Annotated in this window: 19 protein-coding genes; 6 read left to right on the top strand and 13 right to left on the bottom strand. The window is 64.9% G+C overall.

Going from position 1 to position 17,954, the window contains the following annotated elements; all coding sequences use genetic code 11:
* Position 1: 1 nt before the first annotated feature.
* From B9Z03_RS03795 to B9Z03_RS03765, 7 genes are all read right to left on the bottom strand, one after another.
* The gene (locus B9Z03_RS03795) at positions 2 to 2,563 is read right to left on the bottom strand and encodes a sensor histidine kinase (RefSeq protein ID WP_085462961.1); all 2,562 of its coding nucleotides are present in this window, start codon (positions 2,561 to 2,563) and stop codon (positions 2 to 4) included.
* 288 nt (positions 2,564 to 2,851) lie between these two features.
* Positions 2,852 to 4,246, bottom strand: a complete 1,395-nt coding sequence (gene ahcY, locus B9Z03_RS03790) for an adenosylhomocysteinase (RefSeq protein ID WP_085462960.1) — start codon at positions 4,244 to 4,246, stop codon at positions 2,852 to 2,854.
* A gap of 147 nt (positions 4,247 to 4,393) precedes the next feature.
* On the bottom strand, positions 4,394 to 4,681 hold the full coding sequence (locus B9Z03_RS03785) for an HPr family phosphocarrier protein (protein ID WP_085462959.1): 288 nt from the start codon (positions 4,679 to 4,681) through the stop codon (positions 4,394 to 4,396).
* Positions 4,678 to 5,079: a PTS sugar transporter subunit IIA gene (locus B9Z03_RS03780; RefSeq protein WP_085462958.1), complete on the bottom strand. Its 402-nt coding sequence runs from the start codon at positions 5,077 to 5,079 to the stop codon at positions 4,678 to 4,680. Before B9Z03_RS03780 ends, B9Z03_RS03785 begins: the two co-directional genes overlap by 4 nt.
* Positions 5,080 to 5,157: 78 nt before the next feature.
* Complete coding sequence (locus tag B9Z03_RS03775) at positions 5,158 to 5,706, bottom strand: HPr kinase/phosphorylase (RefSeq protein WP_085462957.1); 549 nt, start codon at positions 5,704 to 5,706, stop codon at positions 5,158 to 5,160.
* On the bottom strand, positions 5,703 to 7,484 hold the full coding sequence (locus tag B9Z03_RS03770) for a sensor histidine kinase (RefSeq protein WP_085462956.1): 1,782 nt from the start codon (positions 7,482 to 7,484) through the stop codon (positions 5,703 to 5,705). Before B9Z03_RS03770 ends, B9Z03_RS03775 begins: the two co-directional genes overlap by 4 nt.
* A gap of 65 nt (positions 7,485 to 7,549) precedes the next feature.
* Positions 7,550 to 8,251 (bottom strand): response regulator transcription factor, encoded by a 702-nt coding sequence (locus B9Z03_RS03765; protein ID WP_139832153.1) that lies wholly within the window; start codon positions 8,249 to 8,251, stop codon positions 7,550 to 7,552.
* Positions 8,252 to 8,618: 367 nt separating this feature from the next.
* Here B9Z03_RS03765 and B9Z03_RS03760 point away from each other — a divergent pair, with 367 nt between their 5' ends.
* The 6 genes from B9Z03_RS03760 (at position 8,619) to B9Z03_RS03735 (ending at position 14,227) form a co-directional block, all read left to right on the top strand.
* Positions 8,619 to 10,235 carry a phosphoenolpyruvate carboxykinase gene (locus B9Z03_RS03760; protein WP_085462954.1) on the top strand — a complete coding sequence of 539 codons (1,617 nt, stop codon included), beginning with the start codon at positions 8,619 to 8,621 and terminating at the stop codon, positions 10,233 to 10,235.
* 78 nt (positions 10,236 to 10,313) lie between these two features.
* A complete protein-coding gene (arfB, locus tag B9Z03_RS03755; protein WP_085462953.1) occupies positions 10,314 to 10,751 on the top strand; it encodes an alternative ribosome rescue aminoacyl-tRNA hydrolase ArfB in 438 nt (145 codons plus the stop codon).
* Between the two features lie 76 nt (positions 10,752 to 10,827).
* Positions 10,828 to 11,343: a peptidoglycan-binding protein LysM gene (gene lysM, locus B9Z03_RS03750; RefSeq protein WP_085462952.1), complete on the top strand. Its 516-nt coding sequence runs from the start codon at positions 10,828 to 10,830 to the stop codon at positions 11,341 to 11,343.
* Between the two features lie 56 nt (positions 11,344 to 11,399).
* Positions 11,400 to 12,035, top strand: coding sequence for an alpha-ketoglutarate-dependent dioxygenase AlkB family protein (locus B9Z03_RS03745; RefSeq protein WP_085462951.1), 636 nt, complete (start codon positions 11,400 to 11,402; stop codon positions 12,033 to 12,035).
* A gap of 48 nt (positions 12,036 to 12,083) precedes the next feature.
* A complete protein-coding gene (locus B9Z03_RS03740) occupies positions 12,084 to 13,172 on the top strand; it encodes a phosphatase PAP2 family protein (protein WP_085462950.1) in 1,089 nt (362 codons plus the stop codon).
* Positions 13,169 to 14,227 (top strand): phosphatase PAP2 family protein, encoded by a 1,059-nt coding sequence (locus tag B9Z03_RS03735; protein WP_085462949.1) that lies wholly within the window; start codon positions 13,169 to 13,171, stop codon positions 14,225 to 14,227. The genes B9Z03_RS03740 and B9Z03_RS03735 overlap by 4 nt, the downstream gene beginning before the upstream one ends.
* On the opposite strand, the gene coaA is transcribed toward B9Z03_RS03735, so the two are convergent.
* Genes coaA through B9Z03_RS03705 form a run of 6 tightly spaced genes read right to left on the bottom strand, consistent with a single transcriptional unit; the run spans position 14,214 to position 17,948 of the window.
* On the bottom strand, positions 14,214 to 15,173 hold the full coding sequence (coaA, locus tag B9Z03_RS03730; RefSeq protein ID WP_085462948.1) for a type I pantothenate kinase: 960 nt from the start codon (positions 15,171 to 15,173) through the stop codon (positions 14,214 to 14,216). The two genes, B9Z03_RS03735 and coaA, sit on opposite strands and share 14 nt — an antisense overlap.
* Before the next feature lie 17 nt (positions 15,174 to 15,190).
* A complete protein-coding gene (locus B9Z03_RS03725) occupies positions 15,191 to 15,514 on the bottom strand; it encodes a phosphoribosyl-ATP diphosphatase (protein ID WP_085462947.1) in 324 nt (107 codons plus the stop codon).
* 11 nt (positions 15,515 to 15,525) lie between these two features.
* Positions 15,526 to 16,320 carry an imidazole glycerol phosphate synthase subunit HisF gene (gene hisF, locus B9Z03_RS03720; RefSeq protein WP_085462946.1) on the bottom strand — a complete coding sequence of 265 codons (795 nt, stop codon included), beginning with the start codon at positions 16,318 to 16,320 and terminating at the stop codon, positions 15,526 to 15,528.
* A gap of 4 nt (positions 16,321 to 16,324) precedes the next feature.
* On the bottom strand, positions 16,325 to 16,891 hold the full coding sequence (locus B9Z03_RS03715) for a Uma2 family endonuclease (protein ID WP_085462945.1): 567 nt from the start codon (positions 16,889 to 16,891) through the stop codon (positions 16,325 to 16,327).
* A 4-nt stretch (positions 16,892 to 16,895) separates the two neighbouring features.
* Entirely contained in the window at positions 16,896 to 17,651 is a 756-nt protein-coding gene (hisA, locus tag B9Z03_RS03710; protein ID WP_085462944.1) for a 1-(5-phosphoribosyl)-5-[(5-phosphoribosylamino)methylideneamino]imidazole-4-carboxamide isomerase, read from the bottom strand.
* 3 nt (positions 17,652 to 17,654) lie between these two features.
* Positions 17,655 to 17,948, bottom strand: a complete 294-nt coding sequence (locus tag B9Z03_RS03705) for a DUF1330 domain-containing protein (protein ID WP_085462943.1) — start codon at positions 17,946 to 17,948, stop codon at positions 17,655 to 17,657.
* Positions 17,949 to 17,954: the final 6 nt, after the last annotated feature.

Here is a 17,954-nt window from a genome sequence, read left to right as displayed (position 1 = left end):
GTCATTCCGCCGCGGGGCGCATCGCGTCCGGTTCGCTGGGGAAACGGCAGGTCACGGTGGTGCCGCGGCCCTTTCCAGTCGAGATCTCGACCTGGCCGCCGTGCAGCTCGACGAAGCTCTTGACGATCGAGAGCCCGAGCCCGGCGCCGCGGCGGCGGCCGCCATTGGCGCGGGATTCGAAGCGGCGGTAGACCGTGTCGAGCACCTCGGCCGGGATGCCCGGTCCTTCGTCCGTGACCGAAAATTCGATCAGGCCGCCCTTGCCGCGGCAGGCGAGCGTGATGCGGCTGCCGTCCGGCGCATAGTTGACGGCGTTGGAGAGCAGGTTGAACAGAACCTGGCGCACGCGGTGCTCGTCGGCGCGGAAGCGCTGCGGCGCGGCCGACAGGTCGACGTCGAGCTCGATGCCGTGTTCGCGCAGCCGCTCGGCGATCAGCTCGGCCGACTGCTTGACGATGCGGTCGACGTCCACCTCGCCGATGTCGAGCTCCATGATGCCGGCATCCACGGTCGCAAGGTCGAGGATGTCGTTGACGATGGTGAGCAGCACCGACGACGATGAGCCGATATGGTCGAGATATTCCCGCTGTCGCTGCAGCAGTGGGCCGGTGTCGGGGAGCGACAGCAATTCGGTGAAGCCGATGATGTTGGTGAGCGGCGAGCGCAGCTCGTAGGAGACGTGCTGGACGAAGTCGTTCTTCAGCTGGTCAGCCATCTGCAGCGCTTCGTTCTTGTCCTTCAGCGCGCGCTCGACGTTTACCGTGTCGGTAACATCCACAAAGGTGATCATCACCTGGCCGTTTGGCAGGTTGATCAGGGCGTAGCGCAGCACCGCGCCGTCGTTCATCTCGACCTGGCCACGGCGGTCGCGGCGTTCGTCGGCGAAGCCGGTCACATCGGCGGCGAAGCCGGCCCAGGGGCTGTCCTTGGCCGTGAGCTCGCAGGCCGCGCGGATCGCCTTGATATGCGTGTCGGGGCGGGCGAGTTCTTCCGGCAGGCCCCAGAGCTTGGCGAAGGACGGGTTGGACAGGCGCAGCCGGCCGTCGGGCCCGAACACGGCGACGCCTTCCGCCAGATTGTCCAGCGTCTCGCCCTGCACGCGCACGGCGGCGTTGTAACGGCTTTCGAGATCCATCCGCTCCGTCAGGTTCTCGAACACCCAGGTGACGCCGCCAGCCGGATGCGGATTGGCGACGACGCGGATGGTGCGGCCGTCGGGCAGGTGCCACCAGTCTTCCTGCGACTGCACGGCGCGGTAGGCGGACAGCACGCCTTCCTTCCAGCGCCGCCATTCGGGCTGCTCGGGGATGCGGCCGTCGGTGCGCAGCCGGTCGAGCAGCAGCGCATTGGCCGGCGCGCTGTCGAGGAAGGCGACGTCGAGATCCCACAGTTTCTGGAAAGCCTGATTGTAGAAGCGCAGCTTCTCGTGCGCATCGAAGATCGCGACCGCGGTGGTGAGTTGGTCGAGCGTCTCGGAGTGGCTGCGCTGGACCTTGCGGAGTTCCTCGCGAACGGTCTCGATCTCGGTCCGGTCCGTCGCGATGCCGGCGATGCCTTCGCGGCCGGCGTAGTCGACGACGGAGAACAGCCTGCGGTCGCCATGGATCACGGTAGAGACGGTCTGCTCGAACAGCTTGCCGTCGCGGTGGCGCGCGGCGATGGCGTCGCGCACCGATGTCGGCAAAAGCTCTTTGCCATCGCGGACGACATCCGCCGTCTCACCGGTCTCGACCGCGGCGGCATAGGCCGGATTCACCCAGCGCAGGCGACCCTCGATCTCGCGCAGCCAGAACGGCATCGGCAGGGCATCGATCAGCCCCCGGATGGTCTCGTATTCGGATTGCAGAGAGATATGCTCGGCGCGGAGCCTGGCATGTTCGGTCTGCGCATCGGAGAGCGACACGAAGCGGACAATGGCGTTGGACGCCGAATTGCGCCCATGCGCCTCGAGCAGCGAACCGCGCTGCGTCTCGACAACCAGTTCGAAGGTCCGGCCCTTCTCCCGAAGCTCGGCGATCGCGCGTTCGAGCTGCGAGGCGGAACGCGCCATCAGCCAGCGGCCGAAGGCGAGGAAGGTTGCACGCTCTTCCGGCACGCCCGCCGCGAGCCCGAGCGAGCCCACCACGTCGGGCTTCGCCCTGTCCTTCATCCACACGACCAGCCGCTGGTCGTTCAGGTTCAGCAGCGATTCCGCCCGCTGAAGCGCGGTATTCTGTTCCGCGAGCCGCCCTCGCAGCTCGAGATTGTCCGCCGCGATGCGGCCGCGCTCGCGGATGAGCCAGATCGCCGAAAGAAGCGCCGCTCCCATTATGCCGGCGAAGACCGCGACCTGGATGACGTCGGACGTGGCGACACTCATTTCCGCCTGCATCGTCGTCAGGTCGAGCGCCGCGACGGGCGCCACGCCGGCAAGAAGCGAGACGGCGGCGAGGCTCACGCCTGCTTTCAAAGGATTGCGCAGGCCAAAAATGGCCTTCCTGTCGCGCCGTACGGCGCTACCGATTGAATCGGTCGTGTCACGGCTGCCCCCGCGCGCCGCGTCCGTCCGGATGTCCCCGGGCATGCCTCGTCCTCTCCGGCCTTTTCATGCCGTCTGCCGCGCCGTCGCTCCGCCCCCGGTGGCCGCAACACCGGAATCCCCTTTCGTTCCCGCGCACTGGACACGAGAACGATCTTTGCCGGAGAACCAGAAACAAATCGCCGGAAGGCAATCTTGCGGGCGGAAAACGCCGCGAATCAGCTCAACATAGCCTCAAGGGGAATCTGCGGGAAGCAGTGTCGCGGCAAAAAATGATGCCGGCCGCGCGTGTGCGCAGCCGGCATCTAGATGCTGTATTTGCAGAACGTCAGATCAATAGCGGTAGTGTTCGGCCTTGAACGGACCGTTCTGCGGCACGCCGATATAGGCGGCCTGTTCTCCCGAAAGCTCCGTGAGCTTCGCGCCAAGCTTCTCGAGGTGCAGGCGGGCGACCTTTTCGTCCAGATGCTTCGGCAGCACATAGACCTCGTTCTTGTAGACGCCGGGCTTGGTCCAGAGCTCGATCTGGGCCAGCACCTGGTTGGTGAACGATGCCGACATGACGAAGCTCGGATGACCGGTCGCATTGCCGAGATTGAGCAGCCGGCCTTCCGACAGCAGGATGATGCGCTTGCCGCCCGGGAACTCGATCATGTCGACCTGCGGCTTGACGTTGGTCCATTTCAGGTTGCGCAGCGCGGCGACCTGAATCTCGTTGTCGAAGTGGCCGATGTTTCCGACGATCGCCATGTCCTTGAACTGGCGCATGTGCTCGATGGTGATGACGTCCTTGTTGCCGGTCGTCGTAATGATGATGTCGGCCGTCGGGGCCGCGTCCTCAAGCGTCACGACCTCGAACCCGTCCATTGCAGCCTGCAGCGCGCAGATCGGGTCGACCTCGGTGACCTTGACGCGAGCGCCGGCACCCTTCAGCGAGGCGGCCGAACCCTTGCCGACGTCACCGTAGCCGCAGACGACCGCGACCTTGCCGGCCATCATCACGTCGGTGCCGCGGCGGATGCCGTCCACCAACGATTCCTTGCAGCCGTATTTGTTGTCGAACTTCGACTTGGTGACCGAGTCGTTGACGTTGATCGCCGGGAAGGGCAGCAGGCCCTTCTTCTGCAGCTGGTAGAGGCGGTTGACGCCGGTGGTGGTCTCTTCGGTGACACCGCGGATCGCGTCGCGGTTCTTGGTGAAGAAACCGGGCGTGGCGGCCATGCGCTTCTTGATCTGCGCGAAGAGGATTTCCTCTTCCTCGTTGCCCGGCTTCGACAGCACGTCCTCGCCGGCTTCCGCGCGGGCGCCGATCAGGATGTACATGGTGGCGTCGCCACCATCGTCCAGGATCATGTTGGTGGTGCCGCCATCGGCCCACTGGAAGATCTTGTCGGTGTATTCCCAATACTCGGTCAGGTTCTCGCCCTTGATGGCGAAGACCGGGGTGCCGGCAGCTGCGATCGCCGCGGCCGCGTGGTCCTGGGTCGAGAAGATGTTGCACGAGGCCCAGCGGACATCCGCGCCCAGCGCCTGAAGGGTCTCGATCAGCACGGCGGTCTGGATCGTCATGTGCAGCGAGCCGGAGATGCGCGCGCCCTTGAGCGGCTTGGACGGGCCGAACTCCTCGCGCGCAGCCATGAGGCCGGGCATCTCAGTCTCGGCGATCTCGATCTCCTTGCGGCCCCAGTCCGCAAGCTTGATGTCGGCAATCACATAGTCGTTGGCCATGGTCTGCTCCGTATGAAAGGCTCTGGACCAGGCACGCCGCCAGTGGTGGGGCGGCCCGTTTCGGCGGTTTCCCTAGCAGACAGACGACTTGATCTCAATGGGACATAAAGAAATCTTTATCCCTGCATGTGCCCGGCGTCGCGCCGGTCACATCTCCTCGCCGAAGCGATCGGCGATCAGGAGCTCGAGCGCGGCGATGACATCGGAGGCGTCCGGCCCGCTCGCCGAGACCCGGATGCAGCATCCGGGGCTCGCCGCAAGCATCATCAGGCCCATGATCGAATTGCCGCCGACGGAGACGCCGTCCTTTTCGACCGTGACCATGGCGTTGAACCGGTTCACGGTCTGGACGAACTTCGCGGAAGCGCGCGCATGCAGGCCGCGCTGGTTGATGATCGGCAGTTCGCGGGTGATCTTGTCGACGTCGGCCTTCATTTCCCGGTCAGCACCTGGCTCGCGACGTTGATGTATTTGCGGCCGGCAGCCTGCGCCTCGTCGATCGCCGCCTGCATGTTGTCGCCCGCGCGCACGCTCGACAGCTTGATCAGCATCGGCAGGTTCATGCCGGCGATGACCTCGATCCGGCCCGGATTCATCACCGAGATCGCGAGGTTGGAGGGCGTGCCGCCGAACATGTCGGTGAGCATGATCACGCCGGTGCCGCTGTCGGCCTTGCGCACGGCGGCGATGATGTCGAGCCGGCGCTGCTCCATATCGTCGTCGGGTCCGATGCAGACGGTTTCGAGATTCTTCTGGGGCCCGACGACATGTTCCACCGCATTGCGGAACTCTTCAGCCAAACGACCGTGCGTGACGAGCACGAGACCGATCATACTGTGCAGACTCCCGACACACCACTCAGGTGCATACTCTGATGGACGCGACCCGGTCCTGCCGGTCGGCGGAGTGGGCTATGTTGTCCGCCCGCGCCTGCTTGGCAAGCCCAAATCGTTATCCGAGGCAAGCATAATTTCACCGTTTTGACCGCCCGGGACGGCGCGAATTGTCGCGAGCGCCCGTGCGACGGAGACGCAGGATGCAGCCGCGTCGCGATGGCGCAGCGTCAAAAGCGGCAGGTCGACGGCCTCGATCCGCACCGTCGACAGAGGTGTATCCGGCGCATCCTGTTCGACCAGATCGACGACGAGATCCACCTGCGCCGCCGGCTCGTGCGGCACCTCGACGATGCCGACGCCGCGGATCTCCGCCAGCCCGGCGGTCGCATGCGGCGTGCGGGCCGTCAGCCGGCCGTCGCGGCGCATGACGAAGACCTGATCGTCGGCCAGAAGCCGCGCGAAGCGGCCCTTCCGCTGCCATTCGTCGATCAGCGCAAGCGCCAGATGCGTCTTGCCAGCGCCGGTCCGACCCCTGATCATCACCGCGCCGGCATCCAGCACGACCACGGAGGCATGGAGGTTCACGGCGTCGTCGGGAATGCCCTCGCGGGCGGACCGGATCATTCGGCCGGCAACGAGATGACGAAGCGGGCGCCGCGAATGTCGCCCGGCTTGATGCCGGGGATGTTCTCGGCGGTCAGCGTGCCGCCATGCGCCTCGACGATCTGGCGGCTGATCGACAGGCCGAGACCCGAATTCTGACCGAAAGACTCGCTGCCGGGCCGGTCGGTGTAGAAGCGCTCGAAGATGCGGTCGATGTTCTCGGCACGGATGCCCGGGCCGTTGTCGTCCACCGACACGACGACGCGGCGTCCGGACCGGGTCATGGAGATGACGATGCGCCCGCCTTCGTCCGGCACGAAGGAACGGGCGTTCTCGATGAGGTTGGTGAGCACCTGGCCGAGCCGCAGGTCGTGGCCGACGACCGTCCAGCCCTTTACCCCCTGCGGTAGCTTGCCGACCTTGAGCTCGATGTCGACCGCCTTCTTGTGCCGGCCGCCCTCGCGCGAGAAGGAGACGAGATCGGACACCAGCTTCTTGAGATCGACGGTGGACGCGTCCTGGCGCGCGAGCTCGGCGTCGAGGCGGGAGGCGTCGGAGATGTCGGTGATCAGCCGGTCGAGGCGGCGCACGTCGTGCTGGATCACATCCATCAGCCGCTGGCGCGAATCCTCGTTCCTGGCCAGTGGCAGCGTCTCGACGGCGCTGCGCAGCGAGGTGAGCGGATTCTTGAGCTCATGGCTCACATCGGCTGCGAAGCTCTCGATCGCCTCGATGCGGGCGTAGAGCGCGTTGGTCATGTCACGAAGGGCGGTCGACAGATTGCCGATCTCGTCCTCGCGGTCGGAGAAATCGGGGATTTCCTCGCGGTGCTTGGTGCCGCGCCGCACCCTGACCGCCGCCGCAGCCAGCCGCCGCAGCGGATTGGCGATGGTCGACGCCGTGAGCAGCGACAAGAGGGCCATGACGAACGCAGCCACGCCGAAGACGCTGAGAATGGCCTGGCGTTCGGCGGCTATGATGTTGTCGATGTCGCCCCCTTCGGTGGAGAGCATCAGGACGCCGAGCACCGCCCGGAAGCGCTGCACCGGCACGGCGACGGACACCATCTGCTCACCCTGCTCGTTCACGCGCACGACGGTTGCCCGGTTGCCCGTCAGCGCCTTGATCACCTCGGGATAGATCGCGCCGCTGCCGCCGGGCTGCTCGCGGTAGACGGGCAGGTCGGTCCTGCGAAAAAGGTTGCCGACGAACTTGCCGATGCGGTCGAGCACGCCCTGCTGTTCCTGATCGACCGGCGGCAGCTGGTAGCGCAGGATCTGGCCGCGCGAATAGATGTGCTTGGAATCGAGCAGCAGGTTGGCGTCGCGGTCGAAGATACGCGCGCGGGTGCGGGTAGGCGAGATCAGCCGCCGCAGGACCGGCGCGACCAGTTCCGGATTGATCGGGAAGTCGAGGCTGTCGAGCTGGTCGCTCGTCGGATTGACGCTCTCGCCCGCCTGGAGCTCGAGCAGCTTCTCCGGATCGAGCGTGATCGCATCGGTGTCGACCGTCGCCGAGGCCGCGATCGCGGCCGCGATGATCTCGCCCTGCGTCATCAGGCTCTCAACGCGCGCCTCGATCAGCCCCTCGCGGAACTGGTTCATGTAGAGGATGCCCGAGACCAGCACCGCAAGCCCGGCAAGGTTGAGGACGAGGATGCGCCGCGTCAGGCTCGAGAAGACGTAGTGGCCGAGAAAGCGGCGCAGCGACGTGGCGGCCCGCGCGGGCAGCCATGATCTGGCCCGCGTGGCGCTCCGCGGCGGCGCCGCGGTCCTGTCGATCTCCGTATCCGCCGTCATTCAGCCCGCGGTCCGCAACCCATGTTCCGGCATTACCCTGCCGGACGGCATCCGGCCCTGCCGGCTCACGCCTCGCGAAACCGGTAGCCGACGCCGTAAAGCGTCTCGATCATGTCGAAGTCGTCGTCGACAGCCTTGAACTTCTTGCGCAGGCGCTTGATGTGGCTGTCGATCGTGCGGTCATCGACATAGACCTGCTCATCATAGGCCGAATCCATCAGCGCGTCACGGCTCTTCACGACGCCGGGCCGCTGGGCGAGCGAATGCAGGATCAGGAACTCGGTGACCGTCAGCGTCACCGGCTCACCCTTCCAGGTGCAGGTGTGGCGCTCCTGGTCCATGACGAGCTGGCCGCGTTCGAGCGAGCGGGCCTGCTGGCTGGGCGTCTTGACGGCGGCGTCCTTGGCCGCGCCGCGCCGCAGCACAGCCTTCACACGCTCCACGAGCAGCCGCTGCGAGAAGGGTTTGCGGATGAAATCGTCGGCGCCCATTTTCAGGCCGAACAGCTCGTCGATCTCGTCGTCCTTCGAGGTCAGGAAGATGACCGGCAGATCGGATTTCTGCCGCAGCCGGCGCAGGAGTTCCATTCCGTCCATGCGCGGCATCTTGATGTCGAAAATCGCGAGGTTCGGCGGACGGGCAGTCAGTCCCTCCAGCGCGGATGCGCCGTCGGTATATGTCTCGACCCGATAGCCTTCGGATTCCAGCGCGATCGAGACCGACGTCAGGATATTTCGGTCGTCATCGACGAGCGCAATTGTTGCCATATCGAACGGCTCCCTCATGAGCGGATGTCCCTTCTCTTATTGGAAGGGCTTGTTGCGGACAAACTAGGCACAAAATGTGGCACGGATCGCCGGCGCGCGACAGGCTGCCACCCGCGGGTTTCCGTCCGATGGCGGTCGGATCGCTCCACGGCCAATCCCGCCGACGCATGTGGAACGACGACATGTTAGTCCGATATAAACGATTTAGAAATTCTTCAAAATCTTTAAATCGATTAATGATTTGATATCGTTCGGCTTTTCTGTTTCTGACCGATTCAAGCGAGGCGGTGGTGCGGTAACCCGCCCTCGACCGCCCGATATTGCCGTGCCGTGACACACCCAATCGCGAATTTTAGGGAGAGCAGGTATGCCGAAGAAAGAGTCCGGCGTCTTCAATCCGGATCAGGCAATCGGAACGATCGGATTGGAGGGGCTCGGAGAGGTCCGCTACAATCTCGGCGCGGCCGAACTCTACGAGGCGGCGATTCGTCTCGGCGAAGCTCATCTGAGCGCCGAGGGCGCACTGGTGGCCTATACGGGGCAGCATACCGGCCGTTCGCCGAAGGACAAGTTCGTCGTCCGGGACGGCAACACGGAAGGCAAGGTCTGGTGGGACAACAACAAGGCGATCTCGCCTGAGCAGTTCGAGACGCTGTTCGCCGATTTCAAGGCGCTGGCAAAGGGCAAGGACCTCTATGTGCAGGACCTCGAAGGCGGCGCCGACCCCGCCAACGTGCTGCCGGTGCGCGTGATCACCGAATTCGCCTGGCACTCGCTGTTCATCCGCAACCTGCTCATCCGTCCGGACCGCGCCAAGCTCGCGACCTTCGTCCCGAAGATGACGATCATCGACCTGCCCTCCTTCCGCGCCGATCCCGCGCGCCACGGCACGCGCTCCGAGACGGTCATCGCGGTCGACCTCACCCGGATGATCGTGCTGATCGGCGGCTCCGCCTATGCGGGCGAGATGAAGAAGTCCGTCTTCACCATGCTCAACTACCTGCTGCCGGAGCGCGGCGTCATGCCGATGCACTGCTCGGCGAACGTCGGGCCGAAGGGCGATTCGGCCGTCTTCTTCGGCCTGTCCGGCACCGGCAAGACGACGCTTTCCGCCGACCCGACCCGCACGCTGATCGGCGACGACGAGCACGGCTGGGGCAAGGACGGCATCTTCAACTTCGAAGGCGGCTGCTACGCCAAGACGATCCGCCTCTCGGCGGAGGCCGAGCCCGAGATCTTCGCGACCACGCGCCGGTTCGGCACCGTGCTCGAAAACGTCGTCCTCGACGAGAAGCGCGTCCCCGACTTCGACGACGGCTCGCTCACCGAGAACACGCGCTGCGCCTATCCGCTCGATTTCATTCCGAACGCCAGCGAGACCGGCCGCGCCCCGCATCCGAAGAACATCATCATGCTGACGGCGGACGCCTTCGGCGTGATGCCGCCGATCGCCAGGCTGACGCCGGCGCAGGCGATGTACCACTTCCTGTCCGGCTACACGGCCAAGGTCGCCGGCACCGAGCGCGGTGTCACTGAACCGGAGGCGACCTTCTCCACCTGCTTCGGCGCACCCTTCATGCCGCGGCATCCGTCCGAATACGGCAACCTGCTGCGCGAGCTGATCGCCGAGCACAATGTGGACTGCTGGCTGGTCAATACCGGCTGGACCGGCGGCGCCTACGGCACGGGCCGGCGCATGCCGATCAAGGCGACGCGGGCGCTGCTGGCCGCCGCGCTGAACGGCTCGCTGAAGAACGCCGAGTTCCGCACCGATCCGAACTTCGGCTTCGAGGTGCCGGTGTCGGTTCCCGATGTCGACGGCTCGATCCTCGATCCGCGCTCGACCTGGGCGGACAAGGCGGCCTACGACCGCCAGGCGAGGAAGCTCGTCGGCATGTTCATCGACAATTTCGGCAAGTTCGAAAGCCATGTCGATCAGGCCGTGCGGGGCGCGGCCCCTCGCGTCCAGGAAGCAGCCGAGTAATCCCGGCGGCGTCTCGCGAAACGGGCCCGGCCGCGCGCCGGGCCTTTTCTTTTGTCCCGCGGCAGGCGACAAGGGCCCATGCCCATCGGCGAGGACATCATCATCCGTCCCGGCATCGTCGTCCATGACGACGAGATCGAGGAGACGTTCATCCGCGCGTCCGGACCGGGCGGGCAGAACGTCAACAAGGTCGCGACGGCGGTGCAGCTGCGCTTCGACGCCGCCAATGCGCGCGACCTGCCCGATCATGTTCGCGAAACGCTGATCCGCATCGCCGGCCAGCGGGCGACCAAGGACGGGGTCATCGTCATCGAGGCGAGCCGCTACCGCCTGCAGGAGCGCAACCGCGAGGACGCGCGCCAACGTCTTGCCGACCTGGTCGCCAAGGCGTCGGAACCTCCGCCGAAGCCGCGGAAGAAGACCAAGCCGAGCAAGGGCGCGGTCGAACGGCGGCTGAAGGAGAAATCCGGCCGCGCCGGCGTGAAGAAGATGCGGGGGCGGGTCGGACTCGACTGACGCCTTTAATGCCTTTCCATCTTCGTCCTGTGGTGGCAAGGTCCGCGCGGGTTCAACAGCTGGAGACCATGAACCAATGGGTATTTTCGATTTCGTCAAATCCGTCGGCAAGAAGCTGGGTATAGGCGACGACGAGCCGCCGGCGGCCGACAAGCTCAAGAAGGACCTCGATTCCTACAATCTCGGGACCGACAAGGTCGAGATCGAGGTGCAGGGCGACAAGGCGGTGCTCAAGGGCGTCGTCGCGGACCAGTCGATCTTCGAGAAGGCCGTGATCGCCGTCGGCAACACTCTGGGCATCTCCAAGGTCGAGGCCGGCGAGCTGAAGGTCGTGGCCCCCGATTCCGGACTCAAGCTCGACGGAAACGTCGACATGACTTCGATCGTGAAGGCCGCCACCCCGGCGAAGGAGCCGGTGTTCTATACCGTCAAGAAGGGCGACAACCTCTCCAAGATCGCCGAGAAGCACTACGGCAAGGGAAAGGCTTCCAAGTATACGGTGATCTTCGAGGCGAACCGCCCGATGCTGACCCATCCGGACAAGATCTATCCGGGCCAGGTGCTCCGGATTCCCGATCTCGAGACCGCCTGAGCGGCCCGACAGCCTGTCCGGCCGGTTGATCCCGGCCGGACGAGCGCAACGATCCGATGAAGGCGTTTCCCGACGGTTTCAGGCACCTGCCCGCCTATCTCGACATAGAGCAACAGCGTGCCCTCGTGGAGGATATCAGAGCGGTGGTGCTTGCGGCGCCGCTTTACATCCCCGAAATGCCACGGACCGGCAAGCCGATGAGCGTGCGCATGACGAATTGCGGCACGCTCGGCTGGGTGACCGACCGGGAGCGGGGATATCGCTACCAGACCACACACCCGGTGACAGGCACGCCGTGGCCGCCTATCCCGCAGCAGCTGATGACAATCTGGCGCGAGGTGGCGGATGCCGACGTCGAGCCCGAGGCCTGCCTGGTCAATTTCTACGACGACACAGCCCGGATGGGACTGCACCAGGACAAGGACGAGCAGGACCTCTCGGCGCCGGTCGTGTCCGTCTCGCTCGGCGACACCTGCCTGTTCAGGATCGGCGGAACGGCGCGGAACGATCCGACGCAGTCCTTCCGGCTGAACAGCGGCGACGTGGTGGTGCTCGGCGGCCGCTCGCGGCTCGCCTTTCACGGCGTGGACCGGATCTTTCCCGGAACCTCACCCCTGCTGAAGAACGGCGGCCGGATCAATCTGACGATGCGGCGGGTAAACCGAACCGCGCAGGCCGAAACGCTTCCTTAAGCGCACTGGGATAGGAGTCCGCTAAGGGTTTGGCAGGTCCGAAAAGGCATGAGCGAAGCAGCGTTGGAACGCTCCGCCGCGGCGGAGCAGCCGCAGGTCTTTTCGGGCTGGCTCGTTGCGGAGATGCGGGACAACCGCGTCATCTACATCTTCCTGGGCGTATTCCTGACATCATCGATCCTCGTCTCCGCGCTGCGCGGCGACGAGTTCCTGCCGATGATCGTCGTCTATCTGGAACGGACGCTGCGCGCATTCGCGGTGCTTTGCAGCGCGGTCATCGCATTCGTCGGCATTCGCGTGCTCCTGCGCCGCGCGGATCGCCCGACCTACGAGATCGGCAGGACGCTGCTCGCGATCGCCTCGAACGGTCGCCTGACGCGGCTCATGTTCTCGTTCGTCGTCCTCGCGCTCTTCATGGGCTCGTTCCTCTACAACAAGACGCTCATTCCGGTGATCAGGCCGTTCGGCTGGGACGCAACGTTCCTCGCCTGGGACACGGTGCTGTTCGGCGGATATCAACCCTGGGAGTGGCTGCACCCCGTCCTCGGCTATCCGGCCGTCACGATCGTGCTCGACTACCTCTATTCGGCCTGGGTGCCGCTGGTCTTCATCGTCTGGGCCTGGATCGCCGTAAGTCCCAATGTCTCGCCGGACCTGCGCCGGCAGTACTGGCTCGCCGTCTTCCTTGCATGGACCGGCATCGGGATCGGCATGGCGCTGCTCTTCTCGTCGGCCGGGCCGTGCTTCCTTCCGGCGCTGTTTCCCGATCTCGCAGCACCCTATTCCGGCCTCAACGCCTATCTCGCCGGGGTCACCGAGAGCTTCCCCCTCAGTTCGACGATGTCGAAGGCTTTCCTCTGGAGCTCCTATACCGACGTGATCGCGGAGCCGGGTGGCATCTCGGCGATGCCGAGCATGCACAACGCCCAGGCGGTTCTGTTCGCCCTCGCGGGCTTCCGGATAAGCCGGCGTCTCGGACTGGCGCTGAGCCTCTACGCGGTACTGATCTTCCTCGGCTCGATCCATCTCGCCTGGCACTATGCCGTCGACGGGATCGTCGGCGCCATCGCGGCCGTCGCCGTGTGGCATATCGCCGGGCTCGCAAGCCGAGGCCGAGCGGAAAAGGCGCTCCGATGAGCTCGGTAGCGCTTTCCGCGGGCAGTTCGAGGCCATTGGCACTCTCGGCGTCCGCGATCGGCCTGCCGGTCTATCTGCTTGTCGCCGTCTACACGATCGGCGCCTGCATCGCGATCCTCTCGACGGGCGCGACGCAGGCCTTCGCTTTCGGCTCCTATTTCGTCGTCTGGCCGGCTGCCTTCTTCGTGGTCTTTCCGGCCATCTATGCGCTGCTGCTTGCCCTGCGGATCATCCATCGTCTGGAGACCCGGCACGGCCGGCGGCTGGCGCTGCGCAAGGCGCTCGCCGCGAGGCATATCCAGCAGTTCGCGACGGGCCTTGGCCTGCTCCTGGCGATGATGGTCTTCCAGGGCGCCTTCACCTCACTGAAGACCGCGTTGCCACTGTGGCAGGGGGGATTTCCCTACGATGTCGCGCAAGCCGACATCGACCGCGCGCTGCATTTCGGCGCCGATCCCTGGCGCTATCTCTATGCGGTCGGCGGCACTCCATGGGTCCGCGCCTTTGTGGAGTGGAACTACAACCAGGGCTGGTTCATCGTCTGCTACGCGACGCTTTTCTTCATGGCGGTCTCTGCAAGCATGGGCGCGGTGCGCACGCGCTATCTCGTCACCTACATGATCACCTGGGCTCTCGTCGGCAATCTGCTCGCCGGCCTGTTCCTGTCGGCCGGGCCGGCGTTCTACGGCTTCGTCACGGGAGACGCCGCACGCTTCGGCGAGCAGCTCGCATTCCTTGCCGCCTCCGGCGACAGCGCGCATTCGGCGACGAGGGTGCAGGACTATCTCTGGCACTTCTATTCCAGCGGGCAATCCGGCCTGGGCTCGGGCATCTCGGCCTTCCCGAGCATGCATGTCGGCCTGGTGACGCTGAACGCGCTCTTCGTTGCGGAGTTCAGCCGGCGATGGGGGATGCTGGCCTTTGCCTATGTCGCGCTGGTGCTGGCGAGCTCGGTCTATCTCGCCTGGCACTACGCGATCGACGGCTATGTCGCCGTCGCGGTCACGGTCGCCGTATATGTCGTGGTGAAGAAGGTCTTTCTCAGAGTTTCCTGAGCGCCACTTCCTCGATGAGGTGGTCGGCGCCCTTCTTGAGGATCAGGTCGGCGCGGGGGCGCGTCGGCAGGATGTTCTCGTGCAGGTTCTTGAGGTTGATGTTCGCCCACAGGCCTTCGGCGATGGCGAGCGCCGCGTCCTTCGACAGGCTCGCATAGCGGTGAAAGAACGAATTCGGGTCGCGGAACGCGGTCTCGCGCAGGCGCATGAAGCGGTCGATATACCACTTGTGGATCAGCTGCTCCTCGGCGTCGATATAGATCGAGAAGTCGAAGAAATCGGACACGAAGGGCACCACCTTGCCGTCTTTCGGCAGGTCGCGCGTCTGGAGCACGTTGATGCCCTCGAAGATGAGGATGTCGGGCCGATCGATGGTGACGAACTGGCCGGTCAGCACGTCGTAGGTCAGGTGCGAATAGAGCGGCGCGTGGACATTGCGCTGGCCCGACTTGATCGCGGACAGGAAGCGGAGCAGGGCGCCGACGTCGTAGCTTTCCGGAAAGCCCTTGCGCTCCATCAGGCTCTCGCGGCGCAGCACCTCGTTCGGCCAGAGGAAGCCGTCGGTCGTGACCAGGTCGACCTTCGGGCTCGACGGCCAGCGCTGCAGCAGCTCCTTCAGGACACGCGCGGTGGTCGACTTGCCGACCGCCACCGAACCGGCAATGCCGATGATGAAGGGCGTCTTCACCGCGTCGTCGGTGCCAAAGAAGAGCTGGCGCTGGCGGAAGAGAAGCTGGCTTGCCTCGACATGTGCCGACAGAAGGCGCGACATCGACAGGTAGATGCGCCGCACTTCCTCCAGATCGATCGGGTCGTTCATGGAGCGAAGCCGCTGCACTTCGTCGGCTCTCAGCGTCAGCGGGGTGTCGGCCCGGAAACCGGCCCATTGTTGCGCCGTGAAGACGCGGTAGGGCGAGTATTTCTCGGTGGGAGCAAGTTGATCCATCGGCCGATCCTTTGCCGTCAGTCCTGCTTGCGAGACGCCTTTTCGGCGATTCCCGACTGCGCGGTGCGCCGCTCGAGCTCGGTCATTACGTCCGAGAGCGGTATTCCGGCGACCTTCATGACCACCAGCCAATGATAGAGAAGGTCGGCACTCTCCGAAACCAGTGCTCCGTCGTCACCTTTCACGGCGGCGATCACGGTTTCCACCGCTTCCTCGCCCATCTTCTTGGCGGCGCGCTCCATGCCGGAGCGGTAGAGCTTCGCGGTCCACGAGCTGTCGTCGCCGGAAAGCGCGCGCTCGCCGATGATGCGTTCGAGATCGGACAGGGAAAAGCCGGCCATCGCAGGCGCGTTTACGCTGCGAGCGGCGCGGAGTCGAGTCTCATCGCGAGGCCAGCCTTTGCCATATATTCCTTCGCCTCGGCGATCGAATAGGTGCCGAAGTGGAAGATGGAGGCGGCGAGAACCGCAGTGGCGTGGCCATCGCGTATTCCTTCCACCATATGCTCGAGATTTCCGACGCCGCCGGAGGCGATGACCGGTGCGCGCACCGCATCCGCGACCGCGCGCGTGAGCGGAATGTCATAGCCGGCCTTGGTGCCGTCGCGGTCCATCGAGGTGAGCAGGATTTCGCCGGCGCCGAGATCCACCACCTTGCGGGCAAACTCGATCGCGTCGATACCGGTCGGCTGGCGGCCGCCATGGGTGAAGATCTCCCAGCGGAGGGGCTCGCCCGCGCCCGACACCTTCTTGGCGTCTATGGCGACGACGATGCACTGGTTGCCAAACTTGTCGGCGGCCTCGGCAACGAAGTCGGGGTTCTTCACCGCGGCCGTGTTGATCGACACCTTGTCGGCCCCGGCGAGCAGCAGCTTGCGGATATCGGCGACCTGCCGCACTCCGCCGCCGACAGTGAGCGGCATGAAGCACTGTTCGGCCGTGCGGGCGACGACGTCGAAGATCGTCTCTCGATTGTCCGACGAGGCAGTGATGTCGAGGAAGCACAGCTCATCCGCGCCGGCGGCGTCATAGGCGCGCGCGGCCTCAACCGGATCACCGGCGTCGATCAGATCGACGAAGTTGACGCCCTTGACGACACGGCCGTCCTTGACGTCCAGGCAGGGGATGACGCGGGATTTGAGAGTCATGTGATCAATGTCCGATGCCGGCAAAGAGTTCGGACATATCCAGAGCGATGGCTAATGCCTGCAGCTCGACTTTTTCGTCGGCGCCGACGATTTCCTTCGGTCCCGTCCATTCCGAGCTGTCACCCCGTGACCAAAGCCACGCGCGGGGATCGTCCTGGGAAAGGATAAGATAGTGTCGAAGTGACGCTACCTTACTATAGTCCGCAAGCTTCTCGACAAAATCGCGTCCATAGGACGAAGACGACAGTATCTCTACCAGCATGACGGGTTCGGTCGCTGCAAGATCGTCGCCGCGTGAAGCATCGGTCTTATGATCCACATAGACGTCGGGGTAGCGGATGCCGTCGGGAGTACGCACGCCGAAATCTGCGCTACCGACATCAAAGCGGGCCAGATCCAGCCGTCGAGCGAGCGCAACAAGCGTGTTCGTCGCGATCCGCGCATGGTTCCGCGTCACGTTGATCATCATCTCGACCACCTTTCCGTTGACGAACTCCCGCTTGCCCTCGCGCCCTTCGTTCCAGCGCAGGAATTCGTCCGGTGTGGTCGGCAGTCTCGACTGGATATTCATACGACTAGTCTAGCATACCCTTGGGCGGCTGATAATCGCCCGACAGGATCGCCAGCGCGGTCGCGGGGTCGATGCGCCCGTCATAGAGCGCGCGGCCGGAGATGGCGCCTTCGAGCTTTTGAGCGTCCGGCATGGTCATGCGCACGATGTCGGCGAGCGAGGCGAGACCGCCGGAGGCGATGACGGGAATGGACACCGCGTTCGCCAGCTCGATGGTCGATTCCCAGTTGATGCCGGTCAGCACGCCATCGCGGTCGATGTCGGTGTAGATGATCGCGGCGACGCCGGCGCCCTCGAACTTGCGGGCGAGCTCGATGACGCCGAGCTCCGAGGCTTCCGCCCAGCCTTCGACCGCCACCTTGCCGCTCTTGGCATCGATACCGACGGCGATCCGACCCGGAAACAGGCGGCAGGCTTCCTTCACCAGATCCGGGTCGCGCACGGCGACGGTGCCGAGGATGACGCGCGCGAGGCCGCGGTCGAGCCAATCCTCGATCTGCGGAATGGTGCGGATGCCGCCGCCGAGCTGCACAGGGTTCTTCGTCGCCTTGAGGATGGCGCCGACGGCCGCGCTGTTGACGCTCTGGCCCTTGAAGGCGCCGTTGAGATCGACCACGTGCAGCCAGGAGAAACCCTGGTCTTCAAAGGCTTTCGCCTGGGCGGCGGGATCCTCGTTATAGACGGTCGCCGTCGCCATGTCGCCGAGCTTGAGGCGGACGCATTTGCCGTCCTTGAGGTCGATCGCGGGAAACAGGATCATCCTTCAGACGCCCTCGACCACTGCCATGTGCGACACGGCATATTGCTGGCGCAGCTTCAGCGCGGCCTGGTATTCGGGCGAATTGTGGCAGTCGAGCGCGGTCTGGTAGTCCTTGAACTCGATGACGACCATGCGCGTCGCGGCCGGCCCCTCGAACATCTGGTGCTGCCCACCGCGGACGAGGAATTTCGCGCCGTATTTGTCGAACGCCGCCTTGTTCGCCGCCATGTAGCGCGGGTAGTTCTCCGGATCGGTGATGTCGACCATCGCCATCCAGTAGCCCTTCTTGGTCGTCATGGCGGT

The organism is Mesorhizobium australicum (genome assembly GCF_900177325.1).
Classification (GTDB): Bacteria; Pseudomonadota; Alphaproteobacteria; order Rhizobiales; family Rhizobiaceae; genus Mesorhizobium_A; species Mesorhizobium_A australicum_A.
This window is presented reverse-complemented; position numbering and strand designations above follow the sequence as displayed.

What these genes read in the sequence shown, in the direction of transcription:
- B9Z03_RS03795 (WP_085462961.1), bottom strand. Translation starts at nt 2,563, where the DNA reads ATGCCCGGGGACATCCGGACGGACGCGGCGCGCGGGGGCAGCCGTGAC.
- ahcY (WP_085462960.1), bottom strand. Translation starts at nt 4,246, where the DNA reads ATGGCCAACGACTATGTGATTGCCGACATCAAGCTTGCGGACTGGGGC.
- B9Z03_RS03785 (WP_085462959.1), bottom strand. Translation starts at nt 4,681, where the DNA reads ATGAAGGCCGACGTCGACAAGATCACCCGCGAACTGCCGATCATCAAC.
- B9Z03_RS03780 (WP_085462958.1), bottom strand. Translation starts at nt 5,079, where the DNA reads ATGATCGGTCTCGTGCTCGTCACGCACGGTCGTTTGGCTGAAGAGTTC.
- B9Z03_RS03775 (WP_085462957.1), bottom strand. Translation starts at nt 5,706, where the DNA reads ATGATCCGGTCCGCCCGCGAGGGCATTCCCGACGACGCCGTGAACCTC.
- B9Z03_RS03770 (WP_085462956.1), bottom strand. Translation starts at nt 7,484, where the DNA reads ATGACGGCGGATACGGAGATCGACAGGACCGCGGCGCCGCCGCGGAGC.
- B9Z03_RS03765 (WP_139832153.1), bottom strand. Translation starts at nt 8,251, where the DNA reads ATGGCAACAATTGCGCTCGTCGATGACGACCGAAATATCCTGACGTCG.
- B9Z03_RS03760 (WP_085462954.1), top strand. Translation starts at nt 8,619, where the DNA reads ATGCCGAAGAAAGAGTCCGGCGTCTTCAATCCGGATCAGGCAATCGGA.
- arfB (WP_085462953.1), top strand. Translation starts at nt 10,314, where the DNA reads ATGCCCATCGGCGAGGACATCATCATCCGTCCCGGCATCGTCGTCCAT.
- lysM (WP_085462952.1), top strand. Translation starts at nt 10,828, where the DNA reads ATGGGTATTTTCGATTTCGTCAAATCCGTCGGCAAGAAGCTGGGTATA.
- B9Z03_RS03745 (WP_085462951.1), top strand. Translation starts at nt 11,400, where the DNA reads ATGAAGGCGTTTCCCGACGGTTTCAGGCACCTGCCCGCCTATCTCGAC.
- B9Z03_RS03740 (WP_085462950.1), top strand. Translation starts at nt 12,084, where the DNA reads ATGAGCGAAGCAGCGTTGGAACGCTCCGCCGCGGCGGAGCAGCCGCAG.
- B9Z03_RS03735 (WP_085462949.1), top strand. Translation starts at nt 13,169, where the DNA reads ATGAGCTCGGTAGCGCTTTCCGCGGGCAGTTCGAGGCCATTGGCACTC.
- coaA (WP_085462948.1), bottom strand. Translation starts at nt 15,173, where the DNA reads ATGGATCAACTTGCTCCCACCGAGAAATACTCGCCCTACCGCGTCTTC.
- B9Z03_RS03725 (WP_085462947.1), bottom strand. Translation starts at nt 15,514, where the DNA reads ATGGCCGGCTTTTCCCTGTCCGATCTCGAACGCATCATCGGCGAGCGC.
- hisF (WP_085462946.1), bottom strand. Translation starts at nt 16,320, where the DNA reads ATGACTCTCAAATCCCGCGTCATCCCCTGCCTGGACGTCAAGGACGGC.
- B9Z03_RS03715 (WP_085462945.1), bottom strand. Translation starts at nt 16,891, where the DNA reads ATGAATATCCAGTCGAGACTGCCGACCACACCGGACGAATTCCTGCGC.
- hisA (WP_085462944.1), bottom strand. Translation starts at nt 17,651, where the DNA reads ATGATCCTGTTTCCCGCGATCGACCTCAAGGACGGCAAATGCGTCCGC.
- B9Z03_RS03705 (WP_085462943.1), bottom strand. Translation starts at nt 17,948, where the DNA reads ATGACGACCAAGAAGGGCTACTGGATGGCGATGGTCGACATCACCGAT.